Annotated in this window: 17 protein-coding genes; 6 read left to right on the plus strand and 11 right to left on the minus strand. The window is 69.3% G+C overall.

Annotated elements, in window-relative coordinates; genetic code table 11:
• Positions 1–10: 10 nt before the first annotated feature.
• The 4 genes from ATM97_RS21480 to ATM97_RS35070 form a co-directional block, all read right to left on the minus strand.
• On the minus strand, positions 11–610 hold the full coding sequence (locus tag ATM97_RS21480; RefSeq protein WP_218719844.1) for a hypothetical protein: 600 nt from the start codon (positions 608–610) through the stop codon (positions 11–13).
• Positions 603–1,586, minus strand: coding sequence for a type IV toxin-antitoxin system AbiEi family antitoxin (locus ATM97_RS21485; RefSeq protein ID WP_218719845.1), 984 nt, complete (start codon positions 1,584–1,586; stop codon positions 603–605). Before ATM97_RS21485 ends, ATM97_RS21480 begins: the two co-directional genes overlap by 8 nt.
• A gap of 80 nt (positions 1,587–1,666) precedes the next feature.
• Entirely contained in the window at positions 1,667–1,996 is a 330-nt protein-coding gene (locus ATM97_RS21490; RefSeq protein WP_218719846.1) for a hypothetical protein, read from the minus strand.
• A gap of 96 nt (positions 1,997–2,092) precedes the next feature.
• The gene (locus tag ATM97_RS35070) at positions 2,093–2,248 is read right to left on the minus strand and encodes a hypothetical protein (RefSeq protein WP_218719847.1); all 156 of its coding nucleotides are present in this window, start codon (positions 2,246–2,248) and stop codon (positions 2,093–2,095) included.
• A gap of 157 nt (positions 2,249–2,405) precedes the next feature.
• Between ATM97_RS35070 and ATM97_RS21500 the strand changes: the two genes are divergently transcribed.
• Positions 2,406–3,353, plus strand: a complete 948-nt coding sequence (locus ATM97_RS21500) for an alpha/beta fold hydrolase (protein WP_218719848.1) — start codon at positions 2,406–2,408, stop codon at positions 3,351–3,353.
• Between the two features lie 13 nt (positions 3,354–3,366).
• Here the strand turns inward: ATM97_RS21500 and ATM97_RS21505 are convergent, their stop codons facing one another.
• Both ATM97_RS21505 and ATM97_RS21510 read right to left on the minus strand, forming a co-directional pair.
• Complete coding sequence (locus ATM97_RS21505; RefSeq protein ID WP_218719849.1) at positions 3,367–4,500, minus strand: zinc-binding dehydrogenase; 1,134 nt, start codon at positions 4,498–4,500, stop codon at positions 3,367–3,369.
• On the minus strand, positions 4,500–4,925 hold the full coding sequence (locus tag ATM97_RS21510) for a tautomerase family protein (RefSeq protein WP_218719850.1): 426 nt from the start codon (positions 4,923–4,925) through the stop codon (positions 4,500–4,502). Before ATM97_RS21510 ends, ATM97_RS21505 begins: the two co-directional genes overlap by 1 nt.
• 79 nt (positions 4,926–5,004) lie before the next feature.
• Here ATM97_RS21510 and ATM97_RS21515 point away from each other — a divergent pair, with 79 nt between their 5' ends.
• Positions 5,005–5,589: a TetR/AcrR family transcriptional regulator gene (locus ATM97_RS21515; RefSeq protein WP_218719851.1), complete on the plus strand. Its 585-nt coding sequence runs from the start codon at positions 5,005–5,007 to the stop codon at positions 5,587–5,589.
• A gap of 22 nt (positions 5,590–5,611) precedes the next feature.
• Here ATM97_RS21515 and ATM97_RS21520 read toward each other — a convergent pair whose 3' ends face one another.
• Positions 5,612–6,157, minus strand: a complete 546-nt coding sequence (locus ATM97_RS21520; RefSeq protein WP_218719852.1) for a MarR family winged helix-turn-helix transcriptional regulator — start codon at positions 6,155–6,157, stop codon at positions 5,612–5,614.
• 247 nt (positions 6,158–6,404) lie between these two features.
• Here ATM97_RS21520 and ATM97_RS21525 point away from each other — a divergent pair, with 247 nt between their 5' ends.
• A complete protein-coding gene (locus ATM97_RS21525; protein ID WP_218719853.1) occupies positions 6,405–7,331 on the plus strand; it encodes an AraC family transcriptional regulator in 927 nt (308 codons plus the stop codon).
• Here ATM97_RS21525 and ATM97_RS21530 read toward each other — a convergent pair.
• Positions 7,314–7,925, minus strand: a complete 612-nt coding sequence (locus ATM97_RS21530) for a class I SAM-dependent methyltransferase (RefSeq protein WP_218719854.1) — start codon at positions 7,923–7,925, stop codon at positions 7,314–7,316. The two genes, ATM97_RS21525 and ATM97_RS21530, sit on opposite strands and share 18 nt — an antisense overlap.
• 121 nt (positions 7,926–8,046) lie before the next feature.
• Here ATM97_RS21530 and ATM97_RS34800 point away from each other — a divergent pair, with 121 nt between their 5' ends.
• Together ATM97_RS34800 and ATM97_RS21540 are read left to right on the plus strand one after the other, a co-directional pair.
• On the plus strand, positions 8,047–8,976 hold the full coding sequence (locus ATM97_RS34800) for a DoxX family protein (protein WP_218719855.1): 930 nt from the start codon (positions 8,047–8,049) through the stop codon (positions 8,974–8,976).
• Between the two features lie 213 nt (positions 8,977–9,189).
• The gene (locus ATM97_RS21540) at positions 9,190–9,477 is read left to right on the plus strand and encodes a hypothetical protein (protein WP_218719856.1); all 288 of its coding nucleotides are present in this window, start codon (positions 9,190–9,192) and stop codon (positions 9,475–9,477) included.
• Between the two features lie 5 nt (positions 9,478–9,482).
• Here the strand turns inward: ATM97_RS21540 and ATM97_RS21545 are convergent, their stop codons facing one another.
• Entirely contained in the window at positions 9,483–9,806 is a 324-nt protein-coding gene (locus ATM97_RS21545; RefSeq protein WP_218719857.1) for a hypothetical protein, read from the minus strand.
• Positions 9,807–9,825: 19 nt separating this feature from the next.
• Positions 9,826–10,311 carry a MarR family winged helix-turn-helix transcriptional regulator gene (locus ATM97_RS21550; RefSeq protein ID WP_218719858.1) on the minus strand — a complete coding sequence of 162 codons (486 nt, stop codon included), beginning with the start codon at positions 10,309–10,311 and terminating at the stop codon, positions 9,826–9,828.
• Positions 10,312–10,363: 52 nt separating this feature from the next.
• Between ATM97_RS21550 and ATM97_RS21555 the strand changes: the two genes are divergently transcribed.
• Complete coding sequence (locus ATM97_RS21555; protein ID WP_374104889.1) at positions 10,364–11,809, plus strand: MFS transporter; 1,446 nt, start codon at positions 10,364–10,366, stop codon at positions 11,807–11,809.
• A gap of 4 nt (positions 11,810–11,813) precedes the next feature.
• Here the strand turns inward: ATM97_RS21555 and ATM97_RS21560 are convergent, their stop codons facing one another.
• Positions 11,814–12,545 (minus strand): helix-turn-helix domain-containing protein, encoded by a 732-nt coding sequence (locus ATM97_RS21560; RefSeq protein ID WP_218719859.1) that lies wholly within the window; start codon positions 12,543–12,545, stop codon positions 11,814–11,816.
• Positions 12,546–12,553 lie beyond the last annotated feature (8 nt).

Genomic DNA, 12,553 nt, shown 5'->3' on the forward strand with positions numbered 1-12,553 from the left:
AGATCAGCCCTCAGAAGGAGATCGGTACGCTGTGCGTACAGCGATGCATGGACTTCGCCGTCCTCCTGATACCAGCCACAGGCAATCGCGATATCGCCGGCGTCTTTGTATTCGCCGTGGCTGGATCGGTCACACCAAGCTTCAACTTGAGCGCGGTGTATCCGGCGGGTGTGGGAATCCGAACGCGGTTCCCGCTCGGCAGGAGAACTTCCTGCGAGCACCCGAAAACCTCTCGAAAGCCGAAGACGTCGAGAGAATCCCGTCGGCTGGACAGGACGGTGGTTCCGGCCGGGTCTTCGATGTCACCGAACGGCACCACGTCGACCGAAACACCCGCGATCGTGTGGCGGATTTCGGTAGTGCCCGACCGGGGGAAGGACGAAACTATCTGTCGATACCGGGCATCGCCATCGACGGCGATACCGATATCGACGTCACTGGTTGCACGGAGTAGATCGGCGCGTCCGAACGATGCGTGCAGCAAGTCGCGACAGTGTGCGCCGATGACCATGATCGATGCGTCGTCCGCACCCGAGTTCGTCACCAATGCGTCGACCACCCTGCTGACCAGGTCCAGCGACTGCGTGGTGATGCGCTGGAGGTCAAACACGCCGGTCCCTCCTCAGGGCGCTCGCTACTTCGGACAGCCGTGGTTCTCTCGAGGCCAGGAGGTCTGCGTACACCATCAGTGGTGGGGCTGACGATTCGGTGAAGGTGCCGTACCGGTCGGGTGCGGTGGACCACGGGGGCTCGGTCCAGAACTTTCGTCGGATCTCGATGGTGGGATTGTCGGATTTCCGCCATCCGTTCTGGATGGCAACGATCGGGTCGAAGTTCTTGACATAGACGGTCAGCGTCTCTGGCTGCCGGATCGATTCGATCGCGGATTCGCCACTGACGAGATGGCCCGGCGGCGGCGTCCAGTGCGCGATATCCCCGGTAAAGGAGGCCTCGCGGATCTTCGGCATCAAGGTGCCTCGATACGCCGCAGACCAGAGATCGATGAGCTCATCGCGCCGATGGAGCGATCTCCCGATGACATAGTCGGACTCCTTCATGATCTCCAGCGTCGATTGCGTGATCCCGACGGATGTCCCGGCGGTGTCGGCGATCATGCGCACCGGTTTGCTCGCCAGGTCTGGCCATGTCAGCAACGCGAACAGGACCTGCATCCTCCGGACGCTGAACAGGTTGGCTGCCGGGAGTGACCGACGCTTCTCGGAAGTGGTGCCGCGGCGTCCGCGGATGTCGATCAGGACCGGGCCGAAGGTCAGATGAGCGTTCCCCGCGTCGTCGATGTAGTCGATGCGCGCGTCGCGGAGTGCCTCCGCTGTTCTGCTGCTGATCAGTGGTCCTGCGACCAGGAGCCGGTGCGATTCGTCGTGCTGCTCGAGCTTCGAGAGTTCTGACAGAGTGGCGTGTGGTAGCCATGCCATCCGGTACTGGGTGTCGAAGCCGTTGCGGCTAACCGCGACGATCGCTGTGTTCTCCGATGTCCAGTGCTGCAGCTCGAACTCGATCGAGACCGCCGACATCGCCTGGGTCACCAGGTGCTCGATGTCGCGTTCACTCGTTCGGTCTTCCATAGTGTTCACTTTAGTTGAACATGTTGAAATATTGAACAAGGGTGAGAGTAAGGCAGGACCGGAAGGAGGTGTGCGTGTTGCTACCACGTCGCGAAGATCCAGACGAACGTCGCTGTGGTCAGCAGGGAACTCGTCGCTGCCGCGATCAGGGCTGGCCTGATCGTCGGGCGGGTGAACCAGAGGGTGGCTACGAGGCCGGAGGTCACCGCGAGGGGGACGAACCAGATGTCGAGCAGCCAGTGGAGTTCCCACTCGGCGGCGATCAGGAGGTTCAGGGTGCCGAGCAGGGTTGCCCAGTTGATCAGATAGCCGGCGCCGATGCCGAGGACTACTTGCGTTATGCCCGTGGCGATTCGGAAGGTTCGTGATCGCTGTCGTAGTGCGGTCGCGGCTGTCCGGTCGTTTGTCATGTGCCCCCCTGGCTCCTGGTGATTCCGAGGGTAGCGGCGGTCAGGTGCCAGAGGCGGTCGGTTGCCAGGTGCTGGCCGGTGGGGTGTCGTGCGGAGTCACTGGGCGATGCCGTGGCGTAGGCCGCCGATGACGTAGGCGCCCGCGCTGTCGGGGTCGAGGGCGGCACGGGTGATCAGGCTGGGGGCCAGCGGGTCGGCGTAGTGATCGGCGATGAAGAGGTGGGTGCGTTCAGGTGGCCAAGTCGACGGCATGCGTCCGAAGCGGCGGGCCGCGCCGCGGTAGCCCCGGTGCACCAAGGTGGGGTTCTGTGCACCCTCGGGGGTTCGGCGCCAGCACTCGGGGACCTGATGACGGGGACGGATTCGGCGCAGAGTTGAACCTGTCACCGTCAGCGATCCGGAGGTTCCGATGTCGAGCAGCATCACCGCCCACTCGGAGCGTCGGGTCACGGTCACGACCGGTGACGGAGTCGAGCTCGCGGTTCGCGAATACGGCAGCCGCTACGCCGAGCTCACCGTGGTCCTCATCCACGGGCACTGCCTGCGCACCGAGTCGTGGACCGATGTGCGCGACACCCTGCTGCGCGATCATCCCGGCGCGCGGGTCGTCTGCTACGACCATCGCGGCCACGGCGACTCGGCGACGGCGCCGCGCCAGACCTACACCCTCGAACAGCTCGGCCGCGACTTGCACGAGGTGCTCGACGCCGTCGCGCCGACCGGGCCGGTCGTGCTGGTCGGCCATTCGATGGGCGGCATGACCGTGTTGACCTACGCCGACCTGTACCGCGCGGAGATCGGCACCCGCATCGTCGGCGTCGGGCTGGTCGCGACCGCCGCGAACGGGCTCGCTGACGCGGGCTTCGGGCGGCTGCTGCGCAACCCGATCATCGCCGTCTTCCAGGCCGCCGTCCGGCGCGCGCCGCGGCTGATGCAGCAGGTGAAGGTACTGGCATGCAAGGTTTTCGCGCCGGTCGTGCGGGCCGCCGAGTTCGGTGATCGCACGGTCAGCGCGCGGGTGCTGGCGCTGGCCGAGGCGATGCACAACGCGACGTCGATCGTCACGATGGCGACCTTCCTGAGCGCCTTCAAGGCGTTCGACCGCACCGACGCGCTGCCCGTGCTGTCGCAGATCCCCACCCTGGTGCTGTGCGGCTCGGCCGACCTGATGACCCCGCCGTCGCATTCGGTCGCCATGGCCGCCGCCGTCGACTTCGCGGATTTCGTCCTGATCGACGGCGCCGGCCACTCGGTGATCCTCGAGCAGCCCGCGCGGGTCGCCGAGGCCGTCGCGCGGCTGGTCGCCCGGGCGAGCGCCGACCGCCTCGATGTCGAGAGCCTGGCTCTGGCGGCCTGACCTCCGCGCCCGGCTACGCGGCCGGCCCCAGCGGCGGCCGGTGCAGGACGAGCTTGGTGGTGTGGGCTCGGTAGGCCTCGGGCGCGTCGTCCCAGTCTGCCAGCAGGGTCGTGACGGTCTCGGCGGGGAACTCGGTACCGGCGATGAAGTCGAGCAGGTCAGGCAGATGCGGACGGACATGGGACACACCGATTTTCAGCGTCGCGTCGTTGGCGTACATGTGCATCAGCGGCACCTTCGTGCCCGGTGCGAGGTAGTAGCCGACCGGGGTGCAGATTCCGCCCGGCCGGAGGGTGCGCAGGGCCGCGTCCACGCCGGCGGCGGTGGAGGTGGCCTCGACGGCGATGTCGTAGTGCCGGGCGGGAAGGTCGGTGCGGCGGAGCTTGCCCGTGGCGATCGGATGCGCGCGGGCGCCGAGCTTTTCGGCGATCGCCAGGCGTTCCGGGCGGTGATCGACGTAGTCGACGACCTCGGCGCCGTGCGCGACCGCCAGCCCGGCCGCGTAGAGGCCGATGCTCTGCGCGGCGCCGGCCAGAACGAGCACGGAACCGCCGGGGCGCTCGGCGAGCGGGCCGACGACACAGCGCCAAGCATCGGTGAGATTGTCACTGGCGGCGGCGACGCGCAGTGGGTCGACCCCGCCGGGCACGCGCACGAGCATGTGGTCGGCGAACGGGACGCGCAGCAGATCGGCGACCATGCCGCCCCACGGTCCGCTGGCCGGTCCGAAACCGAACGCGGCCAGCGTGCCGGTGCGGGTCGTCGCGCACTTGGCGGTCAGCCCGCGCGCGCATTCCGGGCATGCCCCGCACGACACCGCCCACGGCACGACCACGACGTCGCCGGGGGCCAGGCCGGTGACCTCGGGGCCCACCTCGACGACTTCCGCGACGCACTCGTGGCCGATGCCGAACGGACCACGGAACGGCACGTCACCGCAAATGCTCGCCACCACCGGGTCGATGAATCCGGCACGCAGGCCGAGCTGCATGGCCCGGGAGACGTGCCGGTGGATCGGCATGGTGTCGCCGTCGCACCTGGCGGCGACGAACGGACGGACGAGCGCGTCGCGTGGCCCCCGCAGGACCGGGTCGGGTCGTTCGCGCCAGGCGAGGTGATGAGCACGGACCAGGTGCAGTTCGCGCATCAGCCGCGAGCCTGGGCCGCGAGCGCTTTCAGCTCGGCGAAGCGGATGATGTTGCCCGCCGCGCCCCAGGTGCCCTCGGGCTGTTCGTGGATGAGGACCCAGACTCGGAGCGCGTCGGCCTCGGTGAGAGCGGCGGCGGCGAGGACATCGGCGGTCACCTGCTCGACCAGACCGGCTTTGCGGCGGTCCGACAGCGCGCCCTCCGGGACGGTGGCGTCGACCCGGAAGCGGGGCAACTCGTCTTCGGCGGTGCCGAAGGCGCCGGCAGGGACCTCGGTGATCAGGCACCAGGCCTGGGCCCGGAAGAACGCCGTGTCGGGAGCGCCCTCCCAGGTGAGCAGGGTGGCGGCGAGCGTCTTCTGCAACCGCTGCCGGGCCTCACCGGTCAGGACGCCCGCGGGCAGCGTGAGCTGGATCATCGGCATGGGAACACCTCCGTTATAACGACTGTTATAAGTCATGGACGGTACGCTATGACGGTCGTTATGGGCAAGGAGGTGTGGGATGGCGCAGTCGGACGCGCGCGATCGACTGGTGGCCGGTGCCGCCGACATGCTGCGGCGGCGCGGGTTGAACGCGACGAGCGTGCGCGAGCTGGCCAAGCATTCCGGTGCGCCGCTGGGCTCGACCTATCACTATTTCCCCGGCGGGAAATCGCAACTGGCCGCCGAGGCGGTGCGCCTGGCCGACGCGCTGACCGTGCGCAAACTGACCGCCGAGTTGTCGGCCGGTCCGGTGTCCGGTCTGCGCGCGTTTGTCGCCATGTGGCGAAAGATCTTGGTGGACAGTGATTTCCAGGCGGGCTGCCCGGTGCTGGCGGTGTCGGTGGAGGATCAGCCCGACGAGGACGACGAGCCACGCCGCGCCGCCGCCGAGGCGTTCGGGCACTGGACGGTCCTGCTCGCCGAATCGCTGCGCGCGCACGGGGCGGCCGAAGACGCCGCCGAGCGGACCGCCACCTTGATCGTCGCCGCGCTCGAGGGCACTGTCGCCCTGTGCCGGGCGCAGCGCGATATCCGGCCGCTCGACCGGACCGCCGAGGCGCTGGAAAGCGTCGTGCGCGGCGTCATCGGCGCTGCCGCGCACTAACGGAACTCGGCCGACTTTCTATTCAATTATTCGATTCAGTGGGTTCCGGGCGGGCCTTTTCGGAGCTCTTTCCGGTCCCTGACGACAATTCCTTCGTATTTCGGACGATACGTCCGAAGGCGTCGGCGACGGTATCGAGCGCGGTGTCGGTGACGGGTTCGACGAAGTGGTCGCGGACTATTTTCTCGTGGCCGGGCAGGGCGGCGGCCACGGTGCGGGTGCCCGCGGGGGTGAGGTGGGCGACGACGCCACGGCGGTCGTGCGGGTCGGGCCGCCGCAGCACCAGGTCGCGGGACTCCAGCGCGCGGACCAGGTGGGTGAGCTGGCCACGGGAGACGTGGACGCGGTCGGCGAGCACGCTCATGCGCAGGGCGCGATGGGGTGCGCGGTGCAGGGCGAGCAGAATCCGGAATTCGGGAAAGCTCAGGTTGTAGCCCTGTTCCAATTGGCGGTTGACGACCTCGTCGAGATCGGACTTTCCGGCGAGGTAGATACGCCAAGCCAGTCGCTCCCGTGGCGTCAGTTCGTTGTCGCTCTCGTTCGCCGAGCGGGAACGCTCGTCCGCCATGGCGCGGATATTACCGGGTTGATGTCGATCACATCGGGTGCGCCGAGGCTATTTGTCCGCACCGCGAACAGTGATGTCGGGGGGCTATTCGTTGAAGATTTTACTATCCCCGGAGAAGGCATTCCGGCCGCTCGGTTGGTGTGCGTCACCTTCGTCTGAAAACCTTTGGCGCAGAGGTGATCTCGAGGAATAAATCTTCGAAAATCCGTTCAGGACGCGAAATGTGTCGGGTCAGGGGGAATCTGAGATGGGCGCTGATGAGGACTGGGTGCGCCGGGTATCGCAGGCTCTCGCCCCGGTTCGGGTGGAATACGGCACGGAGCCGCGCACGCCGGGGCGGATCGAATCACATCGATTCACCGGCTTCGAGCTGACGATCCTGCGGGCGGGACGCCAGACGCTGCGGCGGCGCGAGTCGGCCGCGCGGGGCGACGAGCTGCTGGTGAGCATTCAGCTCGACGGGACCGGGGAGATCCAGCAATCCGGGCGCAGGATCGCGTTCGGCCCCGGCGATCTCGTCGTCTACCGGGCGAGCGAGTCGTTCCGGTGGGCGATGCACGGCGACTGGGCCCAGGTCGTGCTGCGGCTGCCGGTCGAGGTGTTCGCCGCCAGTCCGGCGTTCTGGGCGGCGCTGCCGCTGCACGTCCCGGCCGCGGGCGCGGGCGAGGTGATCGCCCGGTTCTTCGCGGGTGTCGCGGCGCTGCCGCGGCCCGATCAGGCCGGGCCGCTGGCGGCGGGCGGTCTGGACCTGGTGCGTTCGATCGTCGCCGCCTCGGCGCGCCGGACGGTCGTCACACAGGCGCGGGCGCTCTCGCGTGGACAGCTGCTGGTGTTCCTGCGCAGGCACTTCACCGATCCGCGGCTGACCGTCGACGGCATCGCGCGCGGGTGCCTGGTCTCCCGGCGCACCCTGCACCGCGCCTTCGAGACCCTGCTGGGCACCAGTCCGGCCGCCATGCTGCGCCGGATGCGGGTCCGCCATGCCCGTCAGCTGCTGTTGCGCGACCGGGCGCGGTCGGTGGCCAGGATCGCCGAGGCCAGCGGGTTCTCCTCGACGCGGCAGTTCTACCGGGTCTTCCAGCACGAGACCGGCATGACACCGGGGCAGTTCCGCGTGGTGCGGGCGACCTCGGTGCGACTGCCCGCCCCACCCGAACTACCGATGAGCGCGTGAGCAGGCGAGGGCGGCCACCGGGCGGATGTCACCCTCGGCCGGACGCTGCCGCCGTTCGAGTTCGGTGAAGCCGGCCGCGCGAAGCACCTCGGCCAGCTCGTCGACCGGCCAGCGATAGGCCGCGGTCACCTTGTGCGGGAACATCTCGACCTGTTCGGCGCTGTCGAAGAAGCCGAGCACCAGCCGGCCGCCGGGCCTCAACACCCGGGCGAATTCCGCCAGGACGGCGGGCAACTCGGCCGGCGTGAAGTGGATCAGGGAGAACCATGCGAGGATGCCGCCGACCGAGGCGGTGGGCACGTCGATCGCGCGCAAGGAGCCGACGCGGAACGCCACGTCGGGGTAGTGCGAGCGGGCGTGGGCGATGAATTCGGGGACCAGGTCGACGCCGGTGACGGTGACGCCGGCGGCGTGCAAGAGCTGGGTGAAGTGGCCGGGGCCGCACCCGAGGTCGAGGACCGGACCTGGCACGTCGCCGAGGTGGCGCAGGACCAGGTCGGCGTCGTCGGGATGCAGGTCGTCGGGGCTGCCGACCAGGTCGATGTAGAGCTCGTGGATCGCGGCGTAGGCCGTGCGGACGGTGGTGTCGGACACGGCGTCGACGGTAGCGGGCGGGTGTGACCGGATCGTTGTGTGGATCGTTTGTGGTGTGGGGTCCCGGGTAGTCGAATGGGGAGGAGCCGTTCTCCCCAGTCGTAGACGAAGGGATCAGACGATGCCGATGAAGCCAGTCCGCCGTGTTGCCCGCACTCTGTTGGCGACCACATTCGTCGCCGGTGGTGTCAACGCGTTGATGCACCCGAAACCGCGTGCCGCCGCGGCGACCGCACTCGCCGACCAGAGCAGGGCGACGCTGCCCGATTCGCTGGCTGCGCGGATACCCGACGACCCGGGCCGCCTGGTCAAGGTCAACGCCGTGGCCCAGATCGCGGGTGGTGTGCTGCTGGCCAGCGGCCGCGCGCCGCGACCGGCCGCCCTGGTGCTGGCCGCGACCGTGGTCCCCGGCACCGTCACCGAACAGGACTTCTGGGCCGAGCCTGACCCGGATCGCCGCGCGGCCAAGCTGGCGGGGTTCCTCAAGGATCTGGGGCTGCTCGGTGGATTGCTGATCGCCGCGTCCGATACCGCGGGCAAGCCGTCACTGGGCTGGCGGGCCAGGCAGGCGCTGTCGCGCCGGGAATCGCGGGTGGCGGCGGAGAGCGCGGCCCTCGTCGGCGCGGCCAAGGTGCGCGGCGCGCACCTCGCCGAGGTCGCCAACGAGCAGGGCGCGCAGCTGGCCGAGATCGCCCGCGATCGGGGCCCGCAGATCGCGGAGGCGGCGCGCGAGCGCGGCGTGCAGCTCGCCGAGGTCGCCAAGGAACGCGGCCCGGTGCTGGCCGAGGTCGCCAAGGAGCGCGGCGCGCAGCTGGCCGAGGTCGCCAAGGACCGGGGGCCGGTGCTGGCCGAAGCCGCGAAGGAACGGGGAACGCAGCTGGCCGAGGTGGCCAGGGAGCGGGGGCCGGTGCTGGCCGAAGCCGCCAAGGAGCGCGGCGCGCACCTGCTCGATGTCGCCCTGACCCGGGGTGCGCACGCGGCCGACGTCGTGCGTGAGCGGGCGGAGCGATTCGAGGAGGCGGCGCGGGAACGCCGGGCCGCGACCCACTGACGGCCGGACCACGGTGCCGGGGCTGCCCCGAGATCCGTGGTCTGTCACCGGTGCCCGACCCGGCGGAGAATGAACACGGGTCGGGCCGTATCGCCGAAAAATGCACGCCGAGAACCGCGCGAAGTGGGCAATCCACGCGAATCGGGTTTGGCGGGCGCATTCGGCGTGAATACTGCATGTTCGCAGTGCTTTTCGGAGAGTGGGATTCAGCTGATGGTGTCCGGTCGTGAAACGTCCAAGTACGCAGTGCGCGCCGCGGTGGTCGGCGTCGCGATGACGATCGGGCTGCTCGGTCCCGCCGCGCCCGCGTCGGCGCTGCCGGGCTCGGGCTCGGCGACCGGATCGGCCACCGGGTCAGCGGATCTGGCCTCGGGCTCGGCCTCCGGGTCCTCGAGCGCGGGTGCCGCGGGCGCCGCCGGCGCCTACCTGACCTGGCAGTCGGCGCAGTTCATCCAGAAGGCGATCCAGATGCTGCTCGCCGTCCCGCGTAATCAGCTGTAGGGCGGTTACTTCCAGGCCCGTTCCCAGCGTTCCGCCGCCCAGTCCCGCACGTCGGGGCTGAGCGCGATCGCGGGTAGCAGCAGCGCGAAGCCGATGACGAGCACGGCGAGCCGGACCCAGACGCTGAGTTCGGCGACGGCGCGCAGCAGCGCGGGCAGCACGCAGATCGCGGCGAGGACGACCAGGACGACGGCCGCGAGATTGCGGCCGGGGCCGGCGATCAGCGCGGCGCAGGTGCCGAAGCACAGGCCGAGGACCAAGCCGCCGACGCCGACGAAGTAGTTGTCCCAGGCGAGCCAGCTCGGGCGGGCAGACCGTTGAGTGACCACGCGGCGGAGCTTAGCGCGCTCAGTCGTGCGCGCGCGGAGGTCTGGGCCACGGGTTTTCCTCGATCCGTTCGACCGAGTGGTTGAACTTCTGCATGAGCCTGCTCAATTCGGCCACGTCGTCGGGATCCCAGTCGGCGACGACGACGCCGATGCCCGCGGCCCGGTGCTTCTGATCGGCGGCCAGCGCGGCCTTGCCCTCGGCGGTCGCGCGCACCTTCCTGGCGACGCCGCCGTCCGGATCGGGCACCCGCTCCACCAGGTTCTGCTTCAGCATCGCGCCGACCTGGCGGTTGATGGTGGAGATGTCCAGCTGGAACGCTTCCGACAGTTCGCGCAGGCTCAGCGGTTCGCCCAGGTCCAGGCGGGTGAGGATGAGGAACGCGGAGCGGTCCAGCGCGAACCCGGGCCTGCGCCGCGTCGTGGTGGGGAAGTGGCGCGAGATCAGGTTCAGCTCGAACACCAGGCGGGTGAACGGGGTGTCGTCGGCGGGGCCGGAATCGGACATATGCCAACTATGTCGCGTGGATCACCGCGAATCAAAATTGTGTACTATACACATGCTGTGTACGGTGCATAATGTGTCTGTTACCGCGGCCGACGTCACGCCGGCCTCTCCCGAAACCCGCGGCGTCACGCCGGCCGTGCTCATCGCTGTGCTCAGTACTGTCGGCGTCGTCGTCTCGCTCATGCAGACGCTCGTCATCCCGATCATCCCGTCGCTGCCCGGCCTGCTGAACACCTCGGCGTCCAACGCCTCCTGGGTGGTCACCGCCACGCTGCTGGCCGGCGCGGTCTCCACGCCCATCTCGGGCAAGCTCGGCGACATGTTCGGCAAGCGGCTGGTGCTCGTCGTCAATCTCGGCTTCATGATCGTCGGCTCGGTGATCTGCGCGAGCTTCTCCTCGCTGCTGCCCGAGATCGTCGGCCGCTCGCTGCAGGGCGCCGCGGTGGGCGCGATCCCGCTGGGGATCAGCATCATGCGCGACGAACTGCCCGCCGAGAAGGTCGGCGGCGCGATGGCCGTGATGAGCGCAACCCTCGGCGTCGGCGGCGCGATCGGCCTGCCGTTCGCGGCCGTGATCGCGCAGAACGCGAACTGGCACGTGCTGTTCTGGACCGCCGCCGGACTCGGCGCGGTGTGCGCGGTGCTGGTGTTCGTCTTCGTGCCGGAATCGCCGGTGCGCACGCCGTCGCGGTTCGACTTCGGCGGTGCGGTGGGCCTGTCGATCGCGCTGCTGACGCTGCTGATCGGCATCACCAAGGGCGCCGACTGGGGCTGGGCCAGCGCCTCCATCCTGATCCTGTTCGCCGTCTCGCTGGCGAGCTTCCTGCTCTGGGGTGTCTACGAACTGCGTCAGTCCGCGCCGCTGGTCGACCTGCGGGTCTCGGCGCGACCGCGGGTGCTGTTCACCAACCTGGCCTCGATCGCGGTCGGTTTCGCGCTCTACGGCATGTCGCTGACCTTCCCGCAGTTGCTGATGGCGCCCGAGGCGACCGGCTACGGCTTCGGCCTGTCGATGGTGGTCGCCGGTCTGGCGATGGCGCCGACCGGTCTGGTCATGATGCTGCTCTCGCCGGTCTCGGCGCGGCTGTCGGCGAAGAAGGGCCCCAAGCTGACGCTGGCCCTCGGCTCGGCGGTGATCGGTATCGGCTACCTGTGCGCGGTGGTGATGATGGACAGCGTCTGGCAGATCGTGCTGTCGGCGGTGATCGTCGCCGGTGGTGTCGGCCTGGCCTACGCCGCCATGCCCGCGCTGATCATGGGCGCGGTGCCGATCAGCGAGACCGCCGCGGCCAACGGCCTGAACTCGCTCATGCGCTCGATCGGCACCTCCACCTCCGCGGCCGTGATGAGCGTGGTGCTCGCGCACATGACCATGCAGCTCGGCCCGCACGTGCTGCCCTCGCGCGAGGGTTTCCACACCGCCTTCTTCATCGCGATGGCGGGCGCGGCGGTCGCGATCGTGCTGACCGCGCTCATCCCGATCCGCAAGGCCGACTGAGGGCTCAGTCCGCCGGGATCGGCGCGTAGACCACCAGCGACCAGTCCCGGCGCGGCACCAGCGACGAGCCGAGCGAATGCACGGTCATCGCGATCGTCGCGCCGGTCGCCGGATCGCGCAGATACATGCGCGGCCCGTCGAGGCTGTGCGCCCCGGCCGGGTCGCTGGTCCAGAACTTCGTCCACTCGGGCGCCTGCGCGCAGGTCTCGACGATCTCATCGATCCGCTGCTGCGGGGCCAGGCCCGGCCCCATCAGCCGGAACCCGTACACGCACAGGTGCGTCTGGGTGTCCCAGTCGACGAGCGCGGTCCTGGCGCGCGGGTCGAGCAGCATCCACTCCAGCATCGAGGCGCCCGCCTCCAGGCCGGGGAACCACTGCCGCCACGCGGCGTTGGTGGCCACCACGTCGAACGTCGGGTGCATCTGCAGGCTGGCCGGATGGGTGATCCCGTCGAGCAGGACCAGGTCGGTCGGTCGAACCAGCGGCAGCGGCACGGATTCGTAGCGCGCGGCGATCGCCAGCGAGATCAGGTGATCGCGCATCACGTCCGGGACGGTGAGCGCGTCGAACAGCGCGGTCAGCGCCTCGAGCGTCGGCGGCCGGGTGCCCTGTTCGATCTTCTGGATGAGCGCGGGCGAGATGCCGGCGACGGCGCTGAGCGCCGCCCGGGTCAGTCCCGCCGATTCGCGGCGTTCGCGCAGGTACCGAGCGATCGGCGGATGCGGGTTCTCCACGTCGGGTG

The sequence above is a fragment of the Nocardia sp. MH4 genome (assembly GCF_019266065.1).
Classification (GTDB): domain Bacteria; phylum Actinomycetota; class Actinomycetes; order Mycobacteriales; family Mycobacteriaceae; genus Nocardia; species Nocardia canadensis.

What these genes read in the sequence shown, in the direction of transcription:
- ATM97_RS21550 (WP_218719858.1), bottom strand. Translation starts at nt 10,311, where the DNA reads ATGTCCGATTCCGGCCCCGCCGACGACACCCCGTTCACCCGCCTGGTG.
- ATM97_RS34800 (WP_218719855.1), top strand. Translation starts at nt 8,047, where the DNA reads ATGCCGATGAAGCCAGTCCGCCGTGTTGCCCGCACTCTGTTGGCGACC.
- ATM97_RS21540 (WP_218719856.1), top strand. Translation starts at nt 9,190, where the DNA reads ATGGTGTCCGGTCGTGAAACGTCCAAGTACGCAGTGCGCGCCGCGGTG.
- ATM97_RS21510 (WP_218719850.1), bottom strand. Translation starts at nt 4,925, where the DNA reads ATGCCGATGATCCAGCTCACGCTGCCCGCGGGCGTCCTGACCGGTGAG.
- ATM97_RS21505 (WP_218719849.1), bottom strand. Translation starts at nt 4,500, where the DNA reads ATGCGCGAACTGCACCTGGTCCGTGCTCATCACCTCGCCTGGCGCGAA.
- ATM97_RS21555 (WP_374104889.1), top strand. Translation starts at nt 10,364, where the DNA reads ATGCTGTGTACGGTGCATAATGTGTCTGTTACCGCGGCCGACGTCACG.
- ATM97_RS21515 (WP_218719851.1), top strand. Translation starts at nt 5,005, where the DNA reads ATGGCGCAGTCGGACGCGCGCGATCGACTGGTGGCCGGTGCCGCCGAC.
- ATM97_RS21525 (WP_218719853.1), top strand. Translation starts at nt 6,405, where the DNA reads ATGGGCGCTGATGAGGACTGGGTGCGCCGGGTATCGCAGGCTCTCGCC.
- ATM97_RS21490 (WP_218719846.1), bottom strand. Translation starts at nt 1,996, where the DNA reads ATGACAAACGACCGGACAGCCGCGACCGCACTACGACAGCGATCACGA.
- ATM97_RS21485 (WP_218719845.1), bottom strand. Translation starts at nt 1,586, where the DNA reads ATGGAAGACCGAACGAGTGAACGCGACATCGAGCACCTGGTGACCCAG.
- ATM97_RS35070 (WP_218719847.1), bottom strand. Translation starts at nt 2,248, where the DNA reads ATGCCGTCGACTTGGCCACCTGAACGCACCCACCTCTTCATCGCCGAT.
- ATM97_RS21500 (WP_218719848.1), top strand. Translation starts at nt 2,406, where the DNA reads ATGTCGAGCAGCATCACCGCCCACTCGGAGCGTCGGGTCACGGTCACG.
- ATM97_RS21520 (WP_218719852.1), bottom strand. Translation starts at nt 6,157, where the DNA reads ATGGCGGACGAGCGTTCCCGCTCGGCGAACGAGAGCGACAACGAACTG.